This window comes from Asinibacterium sp. OR53 (assembly GCF_000515315.1).
Lineage (GTDB): Bacteria > Bacteroidota > Bacteroidia > Chitinophagales > Chitinophagaceae > Sediminibacterium.
In genome coordinates, this window is the sequence record NZ_KI911562.1 from 1,184,617 (window position 1) to 1,204,107 (window position 19,491).

Consider the following 19,491-nt stretch of genomic DNA (forward strand, 5'->3'; position numbering starts at 1 on the left):
CTTAATCTTTTACACCATGAAAAATATTTGTTTATACCTATTCGTGCTGTTTTCTATTCTGGCTGTACCAGGCTGCACCAAAACGAGCTTCCTGGATGCCAAGCCTAATACCAATATTGTGATTCCCAGTACCCTTACTGACTTAAGAGCGTTGTTGAACAATACATATGTATTCAGTTATTCACCTGGTATTGGAGAAGTTTCTGCTGATAATTATTACCTGGAGCCAGATGATTGGAATGCTCTTTCGGCATTGGAACACAATCTCTATATCTGGGAGAAAAATCTATATGGGGCCCAGCGGCAATTAGACGATTGGAGTATTCCTAATCAACAAATATTATATACCAATATAGTTTTGGAACAATGGGAAAAGATACACCCGTTGTCCAGAGATACCGTTGAGTGGAGGGACATCAAAGGTGCAGCTCTTTTTTTAAGAGCGTATGCTATGGCTCACCTGATTTTTCATTTTGCCCCCGCATACGATAGTACCAGTGCAGGAACACTTGATGGGATACCCATTCGTTTGTCAACAGATATCCATACTATCAAGCAGCGTAGTAAGCTGCAAGTATGTATAGATCAAACCATTGCCGACACCAGGGAATCACTTCAATGGCTACAAAATGCTATTCCGCTGAGGGAAAAGAACAGGCCTAGCCGAACAGCGGCCTATGCATTGCTTTCCCGTATCTATCTTGCCTGCCGCCAATATGATTTAGCCGGGAAAATGGCAGACAGCGCATTGATGCTCTATCATAAATTGATAGACTATAATACGATCGATACAAGAACAAACACTCCCTTCGACCGGTACAATGAGGAATCTATTTATTTTTCTCAAAGCATGCCAACATTAGAAGTGGCTGTTACTTATTCCAATGTAGTGTTTGCAGATACGAATGTCTATAAATCTTATTCAAGTAATGACCTTCGCCAACAGATTTATTTTCGATCTATTAGTGGTTCCCCTGGAAAAATTGGGTTCAAAAGTGGTTATAGCGGTACTATTCTACTTTTTACTGGCCTTACAACCGATGAACTGTATCTAAATAGGGCAGAAGCGTTTGCAAAAGTGGGTAATACATCCGCCGCTCTAAATGATTTAAATCATTTGCTCTCAAAAAGATGGAAAATGGGCTTTTATATTCCGTACCAGGCAAATTCAGTGCAGGAAACACTTCTGCTTATTCGGCAGGAGAGGCGGAAAGAGTTGATTTGGAGAGGGCTTAGATGGATTGATCTAAAAAGATATAACCAGGAAGGAGCCAATATTACCCTTACTCGTCAGTTAACCCCAAACAGTTATACGCTCTCTCCCAACGATCCCAGGTATATTTTTCCTTTTCCGGACGACGAAATTACCTTGAGCGGCATCGCCCAAAATCTCAGGTAGCTCGCACTTTAAAATAATAGACATGAAAAAATATTTTTTGATTTTAATACTTCTCGGCCTATTTCGTTGGGGATATTCCCAAAGATTTAAAAATGGGAGTAATAGTGCGTGTTTGAAGTTTCAATTCAATGACTTCAGAATTGACACGATGACGCTATTGATATATCCTCAAAAACTTGGGATAACCAGAGTAGCTTCCACAGCCTATCGAGTTCCTATCCATAACGGTAAAGGTGAAATCATCATTCCTTTAGCGAATAACCTTTGCTATTTTCAAGCTGAATCCAACCATTGGCCCAGGCTCTATCTGGATAACTATCTATTGGAACCTGGTGACCATGTATTGATAAGTGTAGACACTACAGGGATCAAACCATCTGAAAATATCATGAACCAAGGGCTTCGCTTTAATGGAAAAGGAGCAACCAAGTATGAGGTGAACTTTCGTTTAGATAGTTTAAGAGAGGTAATCAGGAAAGAAGCTTTTACATCAGGCCCGCCACGATTTTTGGAGCAGAAGAACCTGGAAGATCGGTGGAGATACCATGATAGTATTCTTGGAGACTCCAGAAGCAGGCTATTGAAAGAATTAGGCCTTTACAAAGGCAGAGTTTCTTCGACTGTCTTCGGTACTATGAAAGCTGATATTTATTACGTTATCCTGGAAGAACTAATGGGTGATTGGAGAACAGAATGGTCAATTGCAAAACGCTCTCCCGACTCTACAGCCCAATTGGAAAGGCTGAAAGTTATTTATCATCAAAGACTCTGGGATGAGATGGAAAGGTACACGACCAGTAAAGAAGGGAGGATTCATTCATCAGCTTATCTGGATTACCAGATAAGCAAAGTGCTTTCAAAAGCTAGAATGTTAAACCCTAATCATATTCAGTATTTGCCAAAAGCTATTGAATATCTGCCCATCATGAGAATGGTAGAACAGCGGCAATTTGCCAGATTAGCTACCGGCTTTATAGCTTACTTATTATCTTATACCATTCCGGTTGGTCGTTTGGATGAAATGCTTCTGCACGTAATGAATGACCAGAACAATATGATTTACCAGCACTTGTTGAAGGACATGTACGAACGCTATTTTTCAATAAAGGATTGTTATCCATTTACACTTACCAGTGTTGGGGGTAAGAAAGTGAGCCTAGAAGAGCTGAAAGGAAAGAAACTGCTGATTGATATTTGGTTCACTGGTTGTATGCCCTGCATTAAACTTGCAACGAAACTTAGCGAATTGGATGAACTGCTGAAACATGATGACTCCTTTGTATTGGTCAGCATTTGCATGGATCAGGAAGAATCAATCTGGAAGGAAAGTGTAGCTTCAGGTAAATACACGAGTAAAGACCATCTGAATCTTTATACAGATGGATGGGGCGTACAGCATCCTTTTTTGCAACATTATGGAATTGGAGGAGCGCCTAAGCTTCTGCTTGTAGATAGCAGGGGGCGACTTCATGATTCCAATGTTTTTATACCCATTACTAAAGAAGATGTTGATCGGCTAGCTACTCAAATTGCTGCTATACCGTAAAAATTAAAACAAGGCCATCAATTGATGGCCTTGTTTTAATGGCCGATTTACCTTAATGAGACAAACACTTTATTAGGTGTCTGACCTGGTAACGGATTAGCGAAAGAAGGGTCCTGGTAGAGGCAATAACTAGATCCAGCATTGCATTTGTAAGTGACATTGACATCCTCTACGTTGACCTGCTTCCACTCTGTTCCTGTATAACCGTAAGCGGTGGTCTGTATTACAGGTTTAGTGGCAGTGAAAGCGCTGGCAACCGCAATGACAAAGGCGCCCATCAATAAAAAACTGAACTTTTTCATAAATTAAGATTTGGATCAACAATTTGCCTACTCTTTTCTACAGGTTTTCAGCTACTCCTGTTATACATGTATAATTTTTGATTGGACGAACAAAACGACCAAAAACTCGCTATTGATAAGATAAGAGTGAAGAACAGGTGTTGCAGCCAGGTCATTTCACCAATGAATCCTCCGCAACTGCATGGTATCCTGCTAAAGCCGCCTATTATAACAGCATATGCATACAGTGTAAAAGATAATAACAGTACACTCGAAAGCAACAGAGCCATTTTTCTAAACTTTTCGGCAAGCAGCCCCAGTGCAATAGCCAGCTCAACAACAGGTAAAGTGTAAATCAATGATTCTGCAACCCAATGAGCAATCGGCTGGTTCATCATTTCGTTACGAAACTTTATAAAATCCGCCCACTTACTGGTAGCTGTATAGCTGTATAAGGCTACCAGCAATAGAACGATGAGTTGATAAAATAGTCTTTTCATAGGATTGAACTATCATTGAAGATGTGAAATTAGAAACGCCCTAAACGGAATACAATAGCCTTAAAGACATATTGCTTTTTTGGTACAAAAAATTGCTGATTTGTCATATCACTATAACCAGCAAGTATCCAATACATCAGAGGCAATGAGCATTTGTAAGAGACGCTGCAATTTCTTCCATGCAGTGAGGGTCATTTTTTCCTTTGTATAAAATAATCTGTGGAGGTTTTTATAGGTAATAAAACCGCAGCGTTCTGCGATGGCAGCAAGGCTGAGATCAGGTTCTTCAACAGCCATCTTTTTAGCAGCTTCCAGGCGCATTTCCAACAAATAGTTATAGGGCGTAACACCAAAAACCTGGTTGAACAAATATTTAAAAGTTGTAAGGTTCATTTGCGCCTGTGAAGCCCAGGCTTTCAATCCTGCTTTCTTGTGCAGGTCTAGTTTCATCTGTTCCTGCACATAGAAAAGATTATCTACCTGTCTTTCACTGATAGGCCATTCTTTGGCAGTATTGCCGGTAACTGTTCGTACAACCCATTCGAACAACTCTTTCGGCAGGCCATCCTTGTTAGGTGCCTTCATCACCTTTTCAAAGCTTTCCAGCATTTTGTAATGGCCCCATACAGGTTTACTAATCAGATGGCGGGCCTTTGCAAGGGGTAATAACCATTCAGGAGGTATTGGTATAGCAAGCATTTCATATACACACCCCGCTTTCAGGTAAAAACTATGTTCGGTAAGTTTTTTCTCACCCAGCAATACCTGCCCTTGCAAATACTTAAATGTTTTGCCATTAGATTTCCCGGTAAGATGGCTTTTATAGATCAATTGGCAAGACCAGTATTCGTCAACAGATTGTACACTTAACACACTGTCTTCATGTACATGAACAATACAATGAAATAAACTGAATGAATTATTTGAGAAGTACTGATAAAAAATATCAACAGCCATACTGGATGCTTCAAAAGCTTCTCCCTCTGGAATATAAAAGGCCGGATAAATTCTCCGTGTAGTTAGCCGTTGTTTGTGAAAATGCATTTTCCCATGCGCAAGCTCCGATACTATTACCATAGCAGAAGATGTTTACAGGTAAACAGTTGATGACGGGGGAACTGAAGCAACATATAAGGCAGGATCAACACCTGGATGGCCTCATATGGTAGTAAATACATGCATGGTGCTGTAAATGTAAACAACTCTTGTTTCAGAAGACGCAGTATGAGTCATTTATATTCAAATAAATAAAATGTGAAACAAGGTATGCCAAACAAAAAGGCCGCATCGAAATTGATGCTGCCCCATTCTTTTTACCCATTACAACTGTTTTCGCTGATAAAACAAAGGCTGATACGAGGCTTTATTCCTGATAATCAATAAATTGATAAAAAATTGGGAGTAATGACAACCATGAAAGAAAGAAATGAGAAAGAGTTCAAATTGGAAATTGGGCTCCGTCAGGGTAGGAAATGGAATAAGGATAAAATTGCTCGAATGCACAAATTTATTAAAGATAAGTCTGCCGAACGCTCGCAAGAGCAAAAACGAAAAAACGATTTGTTTGCTAACTTATATCAAACGGAAGAGAATGCTGAGAACAACTCTATTCGTGAAAACATTGGTTAAGAATAAGTAAGATTTTCATTCCGCAATCGGTTGTGTGATTTATTGCACTTACATCAATGTATAAAACAAGTCACTAGATTTGGTAATGCTAAGTTAATCTGACGGCGAACCATTGAATTTTCAGTGGTTTTACCTTTGCCTCCGATTAATCAAATCACTTAGGTGATACTGTTATGTGTAATGAGAAATACCTGCTTGAACAATTGATTGCCGGTGATGAAGCGGCATTTAAGCAGCTCTATTTTTTATACAGTGAAAGATTATACGGCAACTTATTAAAACTGCTTAAATCTGAATCGATAGCCCAGGAAATATTGCAGGATGTGTTCATGAAAATATGGGACCGCCGGCAGCATATCGATACAGAAAAATCTTTTCGCTCCTATCTTTTTCGCATTGCAGAGAACATGGTCTGCAACTTCTATAAAAAAGCCTCCCGCGAAAAAGCGCTGCTACAACAACTGGTATCCAAATCTTCCGAAGAATACGCACACGTAGAAGAAACCCTTTTTTCCAAAGAACAAAAGAGTTTCCTGCACAATGCCATAGAATCCTTGCCGCCCCAGCGCAAGCAGGTATTTGAGCTTTGTAAGGTAGAAGGCAAAAGTTACGATGAAGTCAGCGGTCTGCTGGGCATTTCCATCTCCACCATCAGCGACCATATTGTAAAAGCCAACCGCTTTCTCAGGGAATATTGTATCAAAAACAAAGAATTCATCATCCCTGCCTTGTTGGTTACCCTTTGGAGCTGTTAACAATAAGGAAACATAGTTTTTTAATTTCCGGGCAGAGGGATTTTTCCCCAGGATTGTATTAGCTATAAAGCAAAATTTTGTCTCCACACGAAAGACTGGAAGAATTGTTCGCCCGTTTCCTGAACAACGAATGCTCAAAGGAAGAAACCGAGTGGTTGATGAAGGAATTCGAGACAGGAAACGACCCCGAACTACTGAAAAGCCTGGTACAAAGGCAACTGGAATCCTTGCCCGACAGGGAATCGTACACTGCCGAAGTAAAACAAGTGTACCAAAGCTTGTCCGAACATATTCAGGCATCTGCTTTAAAGAAACAACCAACCGGTAAAGTGGTAACTGTTTTATGGAGAAGAATGGCAGTGGCCGCTTCTGTACTGGTGGCAGTAGCAATCGGTTATGGACTGTTCTTCAACAAGCAAGGAAAAAACATCCATGAAAAAAGCCCGCTTGCTGTTAAAGATTTCAAACCGGGTGGCGATAAAGCGATACTTACATTGGCCGATGGATCTACCATCCTGCTCGACAGCGCCCACAACGGTACCCTGGGCCAGGAAGGCAATACTAAAATATTGAAGCTGAACAACGGTGAGCTGGCTTATAACACAGCCAGCGGCAACACAGGAGAAATACGGTACAATACCATCGCCACACCCAAAGGCGGTCAGTACCAGGTTGTGCTTTCAGACGGAACAAAGGTTTGGCTCAACGCCGCTTCATCACTGCATTTTCCCACTGCTTTTGCAGGTAAAGAAAGAAGGGTGGAGATCACCGGCGAAGCCTATTTCGAAGTGGCGCACAATGCCGCCATGCCTTTCATTGTAAAGAATGGCGATAACGAAATACGTGTACTCGGTACCCATTTTAACGTGAATGCTTACAACGATGAAGCTGCTGTGAAAGTAACCCTGCTGCAGGGTAAAGTAAATGTTACCCAGCTCAACACCCATCGCTCACAACTGTTGGCGCCTGGTCAGCAGGCGAGTATGCATGCCAACAGCGACATCAAACTGAATAACGACGTGGACCTGGAAGCTGTGATGGCATGGAAGGATGGCCTCTTCGATTTCAGCAATGCCGATATCAAAACCATCATGCGCCAGATAGGAAGGTGGTACGATATTGAAGTGAGCTATGAAGGCAATACTCCCGAGCGCGAGTTCTCAGGAAAGATCAGCAGGAACACCAATGCTTCGAATGTGCTGAAGATACTGGAGCAAAGCAATATTCATTTCAAAATAGAAAACAAAAGAATTGTAGTAATGCCCTAGCATAAAAAACCGGATTCCGTTGGCCCGGAACCCGGAGAATGTCGGGCTAATCCATAAATACAATTGTTGACACTGCTTATTTTTTAACCCAAACCTGTTCCGAGGTCATCGGAACAAAACAAAGTTATGCATTTACCAGCTCTTTGCAGTTCCCCCTGCGGTAAAAAAAGGAGGAATTCAATTGCTCAAATGTTATTGGTCATGAGACTCGTTATTTTATTCTTCATCGTGGGCCTGCTGAAAGCGAACGCCAGCGGCTACTCGCAAACCGTTACCCTCTCGGAACGGAACGCCCGCCTGGAGCAAGTCTTCAAAAAGATCGAAAAACAGACCCGGTTTTTTTTCTGGTACGAGAACAAGACCCTGAAAGAATCCAGGAAAGTAAACATCGATGTACAGAACGCATCGCTGGAGCAGGCCCTGAATCAATGTTTTGCAAATCAACCGCTCAGCTATGTGATCATCGATAAGACGATCGTGGTAAAAGAGAAAAAGGAGGCCGTTGCTGTTGAGCATGCAGTGATTACACCTATACCAGCTCCCCCACCGCCACCCACCATCAAGGTGAAGGGAAGCGTAACTTCTGCCGAAGGACAACTGCTATCCGGCGCTTACATCAAACTGAAAGGAAGTAATAGAGGCACTACGGCAGCCAACGACGGCAGCTTTACCCTGGAGATACCCGAACAGGGCGGTACCCTGGTGATCTCTTATGTAGGTTACCAGTCCGTTGAGATACGTGTTACCAAAAACACCACGCTCAACATTGTAATGGAGCAGCAGAAATCCAATGTAGATGAAATCGTAGTAGTGGGTTATGCTTCACAGCGCAAGGCCAACCTTACCGGTGCTACCGATAAAGTGGGTGCTAAAGAATTCGAAAGCCGCCCCATCAATAATATTGGCTCCGGATTGCAAGGGTTGGTTGCCAACCTCAATATTACCAATGGCGATGGAAGACCTAACACCGCTGCTGCATTGAACATACGCGGCGCCGTTTCCATCAATGGCGGAGAGCCGCTGATACTGGTAGACAATATTCCCGCTACACAAGCCGAGCTCACTTACCTGAACCCTACCGATGTAGAAAGTGTAACTGTGCTGAAAGACGCCGCTTCCGCTGCTATATATGGCGCCAGGGCTTCTTTTGGTGTGATACTGGTTACTACCAAATCGGGCAAGAACAATAAACTCAACGTTAACGTCAATGCCTATTCTTCGTACAGAACCGTGGGCAAACTGCCTGAGATTGTTACCGATCCGTACACTGCGATCACCATCAAGAACCAGGCGGCCTTTCCCCTGTACAACCCGGCATGGCCTGCTTATATGGTAGACTATGCCAAGCAGCGTTCACAGAATCCATCACTGCCTGCAGTGATCGTGAATCCGAATAATCCCAACAAGTACCTGTACATGGGCAATACCAACTGGCTCGAAGAAGGGTACAATAAAACTGCTCCTTCACAGGACATCAACCTGAACCTTTCACAGAAGACAGATAAACTGGCGTATTACTTTTCTATGGATTATTATAACCAGGATGGTATCATACGTTACAACCCCGATACCTACAAGCGTTACAACATGCGCGCTAAGGTTGACTTCAATGTAACACCCTGGCTTACGTTCAGTAATAACACCAGCTTCGCCAACATACTGTATAATTCACCCACTTACCTCGACGGGAATTATTTCTGGAACCTCAACAGGCAATCTGCTTTCGATGTGCCCAAGAACCCCGATGGTAGCTGGACTTCGGCAGGCGCCAACCAGTTGGGATCTATACAGCAGGGCGGCCGCTCCGATTCAAGACTGAATGATTACCAGAGCACATTCTCTTTCAATGCTTCTATTCTGAAAAATTTGTGGAGCATCAAGGGAGACGCTACTTTCAAGAGAACATCCAGTCTCGAAAAAAGATATGAGAAACCTGTTCCATACATAGACGGACCCAATGGGCCTGTGAAATATGCGGGCGGACTTACCGGATCATCTACCAATAAAACGAACAACACCAGTTACAATGTGTACAATCTTTACACAGACGCGCATAAAAAATTCGGTGACCATTTCATAAGCGTACTGGCCGGTTTTAACCAGGAAGAACGCAGCAGTATTTCCAATTCAGCAGTAAGAAATGGATTGATCTCCTATAACCTGCCTACCGTAAACCTCAGTACGGGTTCCATGACAGAATCTGAAACCATTCGCGAATGGGCGGTGCAGGGCTTCTTCGGCAGGTTGAATTACAATTTCAAAGACCGTTACCTGCTGGAACTGGATGGCCGTTACGATGGTAGTTCACGTTTCCCTAAAAACGATCGCTGGGGCTTCTTCCCCTCTGCTTCTGCAGGATGGGTGATCTCTGAAGAATCTTTCTTTGCCGGTATTAAGAAAGCCACAAGTATCGACTTCCTGAAATTTAGGGCATCTTATGGTTCATTGGGTAACCAGGCATCTGTATCGGAATATGGTTATATACCTACTATGAGTTTTACGCCGCAGATAGGCCAGATACTCGGAAGCAGTCTGCCTTCTGCCGTAAATGTTCCCGGCGCCGTATCACCCAGCTATACCTGGGAGAAAGTGAATACCACCAACTTCGGAGTAGACATGTTGTTACTGGATAAACGCCTGGAACTGAACTTCGATAAATATTCCAGGGTAGTGAATGGCATGCTGGTACCTGGTAAAACATTACCTGCTGTTTTTGGTACTGGTGTACCTATGGTAAACGCAGGTGATATGCAAACCAAAGGATTTGAATTGAAATTATCATGGCATGATAAAGTGAAAGTTGGCGGCTCTGATTTTTATTACAACTTCACAGCTTCACTGGCCGACAGCAAGGCATTGATTACCCGGTTCGATAATCCTACCCTTTCACTCAATAACTATTATAAAGGACAGGAACTGGGAGAGATATGGGGTCTTGGTGTAGACGGTTTCTTCAAATCGCAGGATGAGATCAATGCCAAAGATTATTCTGCAGTGGGTGAAGACGATAACAACTACACTTTCTATGTAGGTGATCTCAAATTCACCGACAGGAACAAAGATGGCAAAGTGAATTTTGGAAAGTATACAGTCAATGATCCGGGCGATTTGTATAAGATCGGCAACGCTTCACCGCACCTTCCCTACAGTTTTGAATTTACTGGTTCCTGGAAGGGCTTTGATGCGCGCATCTTCATGCAGGGAATTGCAAAGAGAGATTGGTATCCGGAGCCCAGCAATATTTATTTCTGGGGAATTTACGCCCAGCCATGGACCAACGTTACCGTTCAGAACCTGGATCGGTGGACACCCACCAATCCCAATGGTTATTTCCCCAGGGTGAAATCTTATATAGCGGAAGACTGGATGCAGGAATTGGCTATACCTAATAACCGCTACCTGCAAAATGCCAGCTACCTGCGTTGTAAGAACCTGACCGTTGGTTATACGCTTCCACAATCGTTGTTGAGAAGGGCCGGGATCAGCAGGCTGCGTTTCTACGCCAGTGCTGAAAACCTGTTCGAGTTCACACATACCAAAGTAAGGCTCGACCCGGAATCACTGGGTGCTAAACGCGGCGGAGATATCTATCCTTTCCAGCGCACCTATTCGTTTGGCTTAAACCTTAACTTTTAATCCATCCAATCACTAATCATGAAACGATATATTAAATACATAACGCCGTTTTGTTTGATCGCTGCTTTAACGGGATGTACCAAAGATTTCCTGCAACGCGATCCTAAAACAGAGATCACAAGCGACCAGTTCTTCAAAAGCCCTGGCGACCTGGAAACCTATACCAATGGTTTCTATTCCATGATGGGCGCTGCTTACGGCGATCCTTCTGCCGATAATTTCTCCGATGACATATCCATTTATAACGGAGGTGCTGAACTGGATAACCTCATCAGGGGTAAACTCTCTCCCGATAATGTGGGAGGATGGAACAACTGGGATAAACTGCGTCGCATCAATTTCATGCTCGACAATGTGTCCAGGACCACCGGCGATCAGGCTGCTATCAACCATTATATTGGTATAGCCCGTTTCTACCGCGCACTCTTTTATTTCAATATGGTGAAAAGATATGGCGATGTGCCATGGTATTCACACGTGATGCAAACCTCAGATCAATCGCTCTACAAAGCCAGCGATCCGCGCGCTATGGTAATGGATTCCGTGATGAACGACCTGGAATTTGCTGCCACCAATGTGAGCGCTTCCATGAACAACGGAACCAATACCCGCGTTACCAAATGGGCAGCATACACTTTGCTGGCAAGGGTAGCACTTTTCGAAGGTACATTCAGGAAGTACCATACAGAGTTGAACTTGCAGAACACTGCCCCGCGGTTTTTGCAGCGGGCCGCTTCTGCAACAGATACGGTGATAGCGAATGGCGGTTTCTCCATTTACAACACCGGCGCGGGTGCAACGAATTTCCGTGCGATGTTTTCCAGCAACAACCTGTCGGGCAACAAAGAAGTCATCTTCCTGCAAAAGAACGATCAAAGCCTGGGTGTGGCCAATAACACACATGTGGTGCTCGACTGGCAGTGGGCATTGAGTCGTAGCCTGGCCAACGATTTTCTTATGAATGATGGTACGCCTTTCACATCTCAGGCTGGTTTCGATAAACAAGATTTTGTACAGATGTTCAAAAACCGCGACCCGCGCATGGCTGAGACCATCATGCCTCCGGGATTTTCTACCACGCCAGGCGGACAACCCTACCTGATCAAACCGGATTTTGGAGGAATGTTGCAAGTGAAATTTTATCCGCGCGATCCGAACCTTCGCCAGGGATGGGTAGCCGATTATACCGACTTGCCTATTTTCCGTTACGCCGAAATATTACTAACCAACGCAGAAGCCAAAGCAGAACTGGGAACACTGGGACAGGCAGACCTGGATAAAACCATCAACCTCTTACGCAGGCGGGTGGCGATGCCCGATCTGAATATGGCCGCCGCGAATGCCAGCCCCGATCCGGCGCAAATAGCCAGGTTTCCTTTAACCGGTGGAAACAACCAGGGCGTTTTATTGGAGATCAGGAGAGAGCGTCGCGTTGAAATGGCCTGTGAAGGACTGCGCTGGAACGACCTGCTGCGTTGGAAAGCAGGACCCGCATTGGCACAAGCTTCGCAAGGTATTTATGTAGCAGCTTTGGGTGGCATAGATGTAACCGGCGATGGCATACCGGATATTGCGATCTGGCAGAATGCACAATCTGCACAACCGGTTCCCGGTTTGCCGGCGAATGCACCGGTCTATTACCTCGATGGTAGCAGCTATTATTTGTCAAATGGAACATCGGGTAACATCATGTTCAGCAAAGACGTGAGTCAGCCCCGCAATTTCATCGACCCCAAGTATTATTATTTCCCAATACCCTTACAGCAAACCGTGCTGAACACGAATTTGAAACAGCCTTCCGGCTGGTAATGAAAAGCTATCAAAAAGGATCCCGACTCACCGGGGTCCTTTCATTTTGTATCAACCAGGTATTATATGAACAGAAGAAACCTTTTAAAGAACATAGGATTAACAGCAGGTACGCTGGCATTGAGTGGTGTTGGGGCTGTTACAGCCGAAGCGGCTGCACGGTCATCTAATAGAATATTGCGTATTGCACATATTACCGATGTGCATATGCGCCCCGAACTGGATGCGCCCAACCGTTTCAGGAAATGCATGGAGCTGATCAAGCAACACAAAGTGGATTTCTTTTTGAACGGTGGCGATACCATCTATGCTGCCGATTACGGCAATATCACCAGGGAGAGAGTGAACGAACAGTGGAATATATGGCACCGGCTGCGTAAGGAATTCAGTGAGTATGAAATGTACAGTTGCCTGGGCAACCACGATATGTGGTGGGCTGCGCCTGATAAAAGCGATGCCATGTATGGAAAAGATTATGTGGTGCAACAACTGAATATCCCGCATCGCTATTACAGTTTTGATAAAAAGGGATGGCACTTTATTGTGCTCGACAGCAATAATAAAAATGCCGGCTCACTCGATGATGAACAAAGGGACTGGCTGGAGAAAGACCTGGCTGCATTACCTGCCGGAACACCCACTTTGCTCATGAGCCACTATCCTTTGCTGGCAGCCTGTTGTTATATGGATGGAGGCGGCATGCATACCGATTATAAATACCTGGTGAACTTGTTTTATAAGCATAAGGGAAAAGTAAAGACCTGTATCAGCGGTCACATTCATTTGCTCGACAATGTTGTGTACAATAATGTGCAGTACTGTTGTAATGGCGCTTTAAGCGGTTTCTGGTGGGAGGATGGAGATAAAAATTCTGCTGGTAAAGGGTATTGCCAGCAGACCCCTCCCGGTTATGCCATCATCGATTTATTTGATGATGGAACGATGCATAATGCTTATCACCCGCATTCGTTTTAAATAGGAGCTGAGTCTTAAATTTCTCCCAATTTACTTGCTAAATTAGCCTCGCAAAATTATCACCCATGAAAACCCTCTTCATTTCAGCAGTAGTTTCCATTGTTTTAGCAAGTTGCAATAACCAGCCGGCAGGTGAGAGCGCTATGCATAGCGCTGGTCAAAAAGATACCATTGCTTGTCCGCCCGGCAGCAGCAAACTGGATGTGGCAAAAATAGAACAGCTCACCGGCATGAAAGGAATGGCCAAGAACGGCGAGTATAAAATAACCGTACCGCAAAACGACCTGAAGATTGTAGTGGATGGATTCAAGATCATTCCGCCGATGGGATTGGGTAGTTGGATCGCATTCACTTCCTGTGCCGACAGTGTAATGGCCATGGGTGATATTATTGTAACAGAGACCGATTTAAAACCGGTACAGGCTGAAGTAATTAAACAGGGTTTTCAAATTACCGCCATACACAACCATTTTGTGCGCAACCATCCCAACGTGATGTACATGCACGTAGATCGCAGAGGTAATATGGAAACTGTTTGCAGCGGTGCCAAAGCCATATTCGATAAAGTAAAGCAAGTGCGTGGCAAAGATCCTAAAGAAGGCAAACCCGATAGCGTAGTAAACAAATTGAATATTCCCGCGCTCGATTCTGTGATGGGTTATAAAGGTGAAATGGGTAAAGGCGTTTATAAGTACACCATTGGCCGGCCTGACATAACATTAACAGAGCACGGTATTGCGATAAGCACATTCATGGGATTCAATACCTGGGCGGCCTGGCAGGGTACCCCTGAGAGAGCGGCCGTAGCCGGCGATTTCACCATGCTGGAATCGGAAGTAGCGCCCGTAATAAAAGCATTGGTTGAAAATGGCATCGAAGTAGTGGCCGTACACAACCACATGGTACACGAGCAGCCGCGTATATTTTTCCTGCATTATTGGGGCGTGGGACCTGTTGAACAGTTGGCAAAAGGATTGAGACTGGCCCTGGATCAAACGAAGGCAAAAAAATAGTGGCTGTACTACACGCGGACTTTGCAATCAATCAGCCGATCAGTTTCCGGTAGTCTTCTGCAGTGTCTACATCTATATTCCCTTCAGGAAAGGGAATGAATGCACCCTCATTTAGGTGACGGCGTATGATGCTTTTGGCTCCTGCATCACCGGTCAATTGCAGTAGTTCAGGGAAAATGTTTTTGTGAAACAACGCAGGCGTGCCAAAGCTATCGCCGTACGCACTGGCAACAATGTGCTTGCCGGTTGCCTGGTAGGCGGCGATTAAATGCTTCAATGACGAAGTGGTTACATAAGGCTGGTCGGCCAACATCAGCACCACCGCTTCTGCAAGCGGGTTCAGTTCAGTGAATGTTTTTATTCCATAACGAATGGAAGATGCGATTCCTTCCTGCCATTCAGTATTGATGACTGTATGTGCCGCGTTGTTGTTAAGCGCTTCCTGGATAAGACCGGCATTGGCTCCTAAAACAACAATAACGGCACCTGCATTGGCATTGATGGCTGCTTCGCATGCATGTTGTACCAGTGTTTTGCCGGCATATAAGAGTAACTGTTTGGGAGTGCCCAATCGCGAAGAAGCTCCTGCGGCGAGTATGATAACTCCAATGTTGCCGGTATGCATTTTCTCTTCTGCCATTGATCTGGTGTTTAGTGTGCAGCACTTGCTTCCAGCAGCATGAATGCTGTGCGCGGGTGAATGCTCACCAACCTGTTACGCAGAAAGCCGCCTTCGCAATCTGCCAACACCGCTTTTATTTCTGCCAGCACCGATAAGGCGATCTCTTCTGCTGCCTCTGCACCGATATCAAGACCTGTTGGACCATGTATAACTGCACTTTGTTCATCGCCTATATGTATGCCCTGTTCCTGAAATGCAGCCATCATGCGCTCCAATCGTTTCTTTGGTCCCAGGGTACCTATGTACCTGCATTGCATGGGCAGGAGCAGTTCCAGCATGGCCAGGTCGTAATTATAATTGTGCGTCATCAACACAAAAACAGTTCTCAGATCTATTGTTATTTGTTTGATGATGGCTGCGGGCTCTCCAACAATGATCTTGTACACGTTGGGAAAACGCTGCGTATTGGCATGTGTAGCCCTTCCATCCACGATTGTTACCTGCCAGCCCAGAACAGCAGCCATTGCTGTCATTGGTAAAGCATCGTTGCCCGCTCCAACAAGGATCAATGAAACAGGCGGTTGTAACAGTTCAATGAAGGCGGTAAGGTTATTGCCTTCGGGGTATTGTTTGTGCAACGAAGTTTTGCTGGCCAGTACAGCCGCCGCATCTTCCTGTACAGCGCTTTTGAGATTGTTGTCGTTGATGGAGCTGTATGTGATTTCTCCGTTGAAAAAGAAACAGGTCCCGGGTTGGTGTCCATGATAGTCTTCTAATGAAAAGAGCGTAACCACCACGGCATCCTTCCGTTGTAAAAAACATTTTTCCAATATAGCAATGGGATGATTGGCTTGTAAGGGATCAATGGGTTCAAACAAAATATGAACAATGCCATTGCAGCCCAGTTGCACACCAAACTCTACATCATCTTCGTGCAGTGTATTATAAGTAACCAGTTTGTTTTGTTGCTGGTTGATGGCGAGTAGGGCTTTTTTCAAAGCATCTCCTTCAAGGCAGCCGCCGCTGATGGCGCCGGTGATCTTTCCGTTGTCTTCCACCAGCATGCGGGCGCCCGGTCTGCGGTAAGAAGAACCTTCCACATGCACAACCGTTGCAAGGGCCATCTGCCGGCCATTAGACTGCGCTTCTTTGAACGCGGTGAGGATATCGCTTATTTCTTTCGTCATAGTATAACGAATGATATTAAATCGCGGCCATACTGAAAGGGAGTTTTCTTATGCGCTTGCCTGTGAGATCATAAATAGCATTGGTAAGTGCGGGCGCAAAAGGAGGCAGTCCGGGTTCACCCACGCCACCTGCATCTGCATTATTCTCCATGATATGCACTTCAACAGGGGGTACATCGTTTATACGCGGCATATTGTATGCGTAAAAATTTTTTTGAACTACCATCCCATTGTCGAATGTGATCTCGTGTATGGTGGCAGCGCCCAGAGCCATCACAATACTGCCTTCCACCTGTGCTTTGATCGTATCGGGGTTTACATACCAGCCGCAATCGATCACGGCCCATACCTGGTCGATCTTTATTTTTCCATCGGCCTGCCGCGATATTTTTACCACCTGGCCCACGGTAGTGCCAAAACATTCGGTGATGGCTACACCATAGCCTTTTTTCCTGTTCTTCCAGCCCGATACTTCTTCCAGTTTGTTGATCAGTTGCTGGCAACGTTCTTCTTTTGCATATTGTCTCCTGAACGTCAACGGATCTTTCCCTGCTGCAATGGCCAGTTCATCCATAAAACTTTCATACGCAAATCCATTGGTGGAAGCATACACCGAACGCCACCAGAGCGGAGGGATGGGTGTTTCAAAAGGCACATCTGCGAAACTGATGTTTTGAATGTTATCGTAGTAAGCTTTGAGAAATCCTTCGGTGGTGCTTCCGTTGGGTTTATCCTTCGGCGCTCCCTGCCAATGCCCGATATTTTGTCCGGCAAACCGCACTTTGAAAGCATCGATCCCGCCATTGGTAACCACGCCTTCGCAGCGGTAACAGATGCCCGGCCGATATGGGCCCTGGGTCATATCATCTTCGCGTGTCCACACTACTTGCACAGGTCCTTTTATTTCTTTTGAAATAACGGCCGCCTCGTGGGGATAGTCCATGAAAGCTTTCCGCCCGAATCCTCCGCCCAGGAAAGTCATGTTAACAATCACTTTTTCTTTTGGCAGTCCCAGGTCTTTGCTCACATAATCCTGTATCCAGTCGGGCGCCTGTATCGGCCCCCAGATCTCGATCTGATCTCCCTGGTAGTGCGCTACACAGTTCAAAGGTTCCAGGCAACTGTGCGATTGGTAAGGTGTTTCATACACAACATCAATTTTCTTTTGTGCCTGTTCAATGATAGGAGTCGGGTCTCCTTTTTTGCGGAACGACAAACCTTCCTGTGTGTTCAAAATGGTTTTCATGCGGCTATAGAGATCTTCTGTGCCTACATGCTCAAACCCACTGTCATCCCATTCTACTTTCAACGCTCTTTTTCCCTGCAAAGCAGCCCATGTAGAATCGGCCACTACTGCTACGCCTTCGCGAAAAGTATTGTGAACACCCATGCGTACTTTGAAAACATGTTTAACACCTGGTATTTTACGGGTATCCGTATCGTCGAAGCTTTTTACTTTCCCAAGGAAGCGTGGATTGCGCTCTACCATGGCATAGAGCATACCCGGAATTTTTTTATCCAGTCCGAACACCGCTGTTCCGTTTGTTTTCAAAGCAGTGTCCTGCCGGTGCAGCGGTTTACGGATCAGCTTATATTCCGAAGTTTTTTTGAGTAGTACATTTTTTGGCGCGGGTAATTTCGATGCATCCACCACCAGTTCACCATAATTTAATTTCCTGCCCGAAGACTTGTGTATAACGAACCCGGCTTCTGCATGGCATTCCGAAGCAGGCACATCCCATTTGGCTGCCGCCGCTGCTATCAACATTTCGCGTGCCGTTGCGCTGAGGTTCAATAAATGCTTATAAGAACCGCGGATGGTAGAGCTGCCGCCTGTTATTTGGTTGCCGTATTTTTCTTTGTTGCCTTTGGCGAATATGATGTTGACATCGTTGAGGTTCACTTCCAGTTCTTCTGCAATGATCTGGGGTATCGATTGATAAACACCCTGTCCCATTTCTGCACGATGACTTACGAGCGTCACTTTTCCGGAAGTATCTATGTATATCCAGGAATTCATCTCAATACCGAATTGCTCCGCTTCCGCCTGGTTAATGATCTTTGGCGCTTCAGCGCTTGCCGGGAAATAAAAACCCAGGCAGAGCGCGGCTCCGGTGAGGCCGGATGATCTGAGAAAATCCCTTCTCGATATGTTTTTAGGACTGGCTGGCACAGACATATACAATATCTTTTAGTGGATGAAGGTTATTATCATTGTTTGGGAGCATAGGCTCCTTTTTTGATCCAGGTGGTCCATGCTTTGGCAAACTCTTCATGGCTCATCGGCGGCAGCGCGCGGCCCTCACCGGGACTCCATGCTGCTACCACCAAACCATCATGGGCATGTTCCAATAACTGGTTGAGGTTTTTATTACCGTTTTGTTTTGGATCTATGAGTTGTTTGGCCAATTGATGCGCCGATCTTCCCTGGAATACCATCTTCATATTAGCGGGGGGCAGGTGCCAGCTCGGATTACCGGGCGGCGTATGTACCCCGGCTGTGTTCTCTGGTTGATGGCAATTCGCGCATTTCATGGCATAAAGACCTTTGCCATCGGCTCCTCTCTTGGGGAACATGGTATGCAGGTGACTGTCATCGCCCTGCAACGGAACATCTCCCGAGGGATGGCAGTTCATACAACGGGGACTCATGAGCACTTTATATACCTGCATAAAAGCTTTCACCGATTCAACGCTATCCCTATTGCCGTACTTGCTATTTGTTGCACTGTAGTTATTGAACCCGGAACTTACCACTGCAATAACCGAAAGCATGATCAATAAAACAGTAGCCGTTTTTACCGGCTGGAAATAACGCGCTTTATGTTCCGAATGCTGTTTCATAATGTATAAATGAATTTCACAGTATCC

Annotated in this window: 16 protein-coding genes; 9 read left to right on the forward strand and 7 right to left on the reverse strand. The window is 45.0% G+C overall.

What is annotated here, in order from left to right; translation table 11 throughout:
• Positions 1-16: 16 nt before the first annotated feature.
• Both SEDOR53_RS0105315 and SEDOR53_RS0105320 read left to right on the forward strand, forming a co-directional pair.
• Positions 17-1,399: a RagB/SusD family nutrient uptake outer membrane protein gene (locus SEDOR53_RS0105315; protein WP_026768790.1), complete on the forward strand. Its 1,383-nt coding sequence runs from the start codon at positions 17-19 to the stop codon at positions 1,397-1,399.
• A 22-nt stretch (positions 1,400-1,421) separates the two neighbouring features.
• A complete protein-coding gene (locus SEDOR53_RS0105320) occupies positions 1,422-2,945 on the forward strand; it encodes a TlpA disulfide reductase family protein (RefSeq protein ID WP_026768791.1) in 1,524 nt (507 codons plus the stop codon).
• A gap of 47 nt (positions 2,946-2,992) precedes the next feature.
• Here the strand turns inward: SEDOR53_RS0105320 and SEDOR53_RS0105325 are convergent, their stop codons facing one another.
• The 3 genes from SEDOR53_RS0105325 to SEDOR53_RS0105335 form a co-directional block, all read right to left on the reverse strand.
• A complete protein-coding gene (locus tag SEDOR53_RS0105325; protein ID WP_026768792.1) occupies positions 2,993-3,247 on the reverse strand; it encodes a DUF6520 family protein in 255 nt (84 codons plus the stop codon).
• Positions 3,248-3,294: 47 nt separating this feature from the next.
• The gene (locus SEDOR53_RS17195) at positions 3,295-3,726 is read right to left on the reverse strand and encodes a MauE/DoxX family redox-associated membrane protein (protein ID WP_051416504.1); all 432 of its coding nucleotides are present in this window, start codon (positions 3,724-3,726) and stop codon (positions 3,295-3,297) included.
• 111 nt (positions 3,727-3,837) lie between these two features.
• Positions 3,838-4,803, reverse strand: a complete 966-nt coding sequence (locus tag SEDOR53_RS0105335) for an AraC family transcriptional regulator (RefSeq protein ID WP_026768793.1) — start codon at positions 4,801-4,803, stop codon at positions 3,838-3,840.
• 327 nt (positions 4,804-5,130) lie between these two features.
• Here SEDOR53_RS0105335 and SEDOR53_RS0105340 point away from each other — a divergent pair, with 327 nt between their 5' ends.
• The 7 genes from SEDOR53_RS0105340 to SEDOR53_RS0105370 all read left to right on the forward strand — a co-directional run bounded on the left by SEDOR53_RS0105340 (position 5,131) and on the right by SEDOR53_RS0105370 (position 14,811).
• Positions 5,131-5,355 (forward strand): hypothetical protein, encoded by a 225-nt coding sequence (locus tag SEDOR53_RS0105340; protein ID WP_037360611.1) that lies wholly within the window; start codon positions 5,131-5,133, stop codon positions 5,353-5,355.
• A 173-nt stretch (positions 5,356-5,528) separates the two neighbouring features.
• Positions 5,529-6,110 (forward strand): RNA polymerase sigma factor, encoded by a 582-nt coding sequence (locus SEDOR53_RS17200; RefSeq protein WP_051416505.1) that lies wholly within the window; start codon positions 5,529-5,531, stop codon positions 6,108-6,110.
• Between the two features lie 77 nt (positions 6,111-6,187).
• Positions 6,188-7,378: a FecR family protein gene (locus SEDOR53_RS0105350; protein ID WP_037360614.1), complete on the forward strand. Its 1,191-nt coding sequence runs from the start codon at positions 6,188-6,190 to the stop codon at positions 7,376-7,378.
• Between the two features lie 201 nt (positions 7,379-7,579).
• Positions 7,580-11,014: a TonB-dependent receptor gene (locus tag SEDOR53_RS0105355; RefSeq protein WP_198018811.1), complete on the forward strand. Its 3,435-nt coding sequence runs from the start codon at positions 7,580-7,582 to the stop codon at positions 11,012-11,014.
• 18 nt (positions 11,015-11,032) lie between these two features.
• A complete protein-coding gene (locus SEDOR53_RS0105360) occupies positions 11,033-12,823 on the forward strand; it encodes a RagB/SusD family nutrient uptake outer membrane protein (RefSeq protein ID WP_037360617.1) in 1,791 nt (596 codons plus the stop codon).
• Positions 12,824-12,889: 66 nt separating this feature from the next.
• Positions 12,890-13,798 (forward strand): metallophosphoesterase, encoded by a 909-nt coding sequence (locus tag SEDOR53_RS0105365; RefSeq protein WP_026768798.1) that lies wholly within the window; start codon positions 12,890-12,892, stop codon positions 13,796-13,798.
• A gap of 65 nt (positions 13,799-13,863) precedes the next feature.
• Positions 13,864-14,811, forward strand: coding sequence for a DUF1259 domain-containing protein (locus SEDOR53_RS0105370; protein ID WP_026768799.1), 948 nt, complete (start codon positions 13,864-13,866; stop codon positions 14,809-14,811).
• 31 nt (positions 14,812-14,842) lie between these two features.
• Here SEDOR53_RS0105370 and SEDOR53_RS0105375 read toward each other — a convergent pair whose 3' ends face one another.
• The 4 genes from SEDOR53_RS0105375 to SEDOR53_RS0105390 are packed head-to-tail and all read right to left on the reverse strand — an operon-like array spanning position 14,843 to position 19,464.
• Entirely contained in the window at positions 14,843-15,451 is a 609-nt protein-coding gene (locus SEDOR53_RS0105375; RefSeq protein ID WP_198018813.1) for an NTP transferase domain-containing protein, read from the reverse strand.
• Positions 15,452-15,462: 11 nt separating this feature from the next.
• Positions 15,463-16,620, reverse strand: coding sequence for an XdhC family protein (locus tag SEDOR53_RS0105380; protein ID WP_037360619.1), 1,158 nt, complete (start codon positions 16,618-16,620; stop codon positions 15,463-15,465).
• Positions 16,621-16,636: 16 nt separating this feature from the next.
• Positions 16,637-18,799, reverse strand: coding sequence for a molybdopterin cofactor-binding domain-containing protein (locus SEDOR53_RS0105385; protein ID WP_026768802.1), 2,163 nt, complete (start codon positions 18,797-18,799; stop codon positions 16,637-16,639).
• A 32-nt stretch (positions 18,800-18,831) separates the two neighbouring features.
• Entirely contained in the window at positions 18,832-19,464 is a 633-nt protein-coding gene (locus tag SEDOR53_RS0105390; RefSeq protein WP_026768803.1) for a hypothetical protein, read from the reverse strand.
• Positions 19,465-19,491 lie beyond the last annotated feature (27 nt).

Excerpts from the sequence above, each read along its gene's own strand:
- SEDOR53_RS0105315 (WP_026768790.1), top strand. The coding sequence starts at position 17 with ATGAAAAATATTTGTTTATACCTATTCGTGCTGTTTTCTATTCTGGCT.
- SEDOR53_RS0105320 (WP_026768791.1), top strand. The coding sequence starts at position 1,422 with ATGAAAAAATATTTTTTGATTTTAATACTTCTCGGCCTATTTCGTTGG.
- SEDOR53_RS0105325 (WP_026768792.1), bottom strand. The coding sequence starts at position 3,247 with ATGAAAAAGTTCAGTTTTTTATTGATGGGCGCCTTTGTCATTGCGGTT.
- SEDOR53_RS17195 (WP_051416504.1), bottom strand. The coding sequence starts at position 3,726 with ATGAAAAGACTATTTTATCAACTCATCGTTCTATTGCTGGTAGCCTTA.
- SEDOR53_RS0105335 (WP_026768793.1), bottom strand. The coding sequence starts at position 4,803 with ATGGTAATAGTATCGGAGCTTGCGCATGGGAAAATGCATTTTCACAAA.
- SEDOR53_RS0105340 (WP_037360611.1), top strand. The coding sequence starts at position 5,131 with ATGACAACCATGAAAGAAAGAAATGAGAAAGAGTTCAAATTGGAAATT.
- SEDOR53_RS17200 (WP_051416505.1), top strand. The coding sequence starts at position 5,529 with ATGTGTAATGAGAAATACCTGCTTGAACAATTGATTGCCGGTGATGAA.
- SEDOR53_RS0105355 (WP_198018811.1), top strand. The coding sequence starts at position 7,580 with ATGAGACTCGTTATTTTATTCTTCATCGTGGGCCTGCTGAAAGCGAAC.
- SEDOR53_RS0105360 (WP_037360617.1), top strand. The coding sequence starts at position 11,033 with ATGAAACGATATATTAAATACATAACGCCGTTTTGTTTGATCGCTGCT.
- SEDOR53_RS0105365 (WP_026768798.1), top strand. The coding sequence starts at position 12,890 with ATGAACAGAAGAAACCTTTTAAAGAACATAGGATTAACAGCAGGTACG.
- SEDOR53_RS0105370 (WP_026768799.1), top strand. The coding sequence starts at position 13,864 with ATGAAAACCCTCTTCATTTCAGCAGTAGTTTCCATTGTTTTAGCAAGT.
- SEDOR53_RS0105375 (WP_198018813.1), bottom strand. The coding sequence starts at position 15,451 with ATGGCAGAAGAGAAAATGCATACCGGCAACATTGGAGTTATCATACTC.
- SEDOR53_RS0105380 (WP_037360619.1), bottom strand. The coding sequence starts at position 16,620 with ATGACGAAAGAAATAAGCGATATCCTCACCGCGTTCAAAGAAGCGCAG.
- SEDOR53_RS0105385 (WP_026768802.1), bottom strand. The coding sequence starts at position 18,799 with ATGTCTGTGCCAGCCAGTCCTAAAAACATATCGAGAAGGGATTTTCTC.
- SEDOR53_RS0105390 (WP_026768803.1), bottom strand. The coding sequence starts at position 19,464 with ATGAAACAGCATTCGGAACATAAAGCGCGTTATTTCCAGCCGGTAAAA.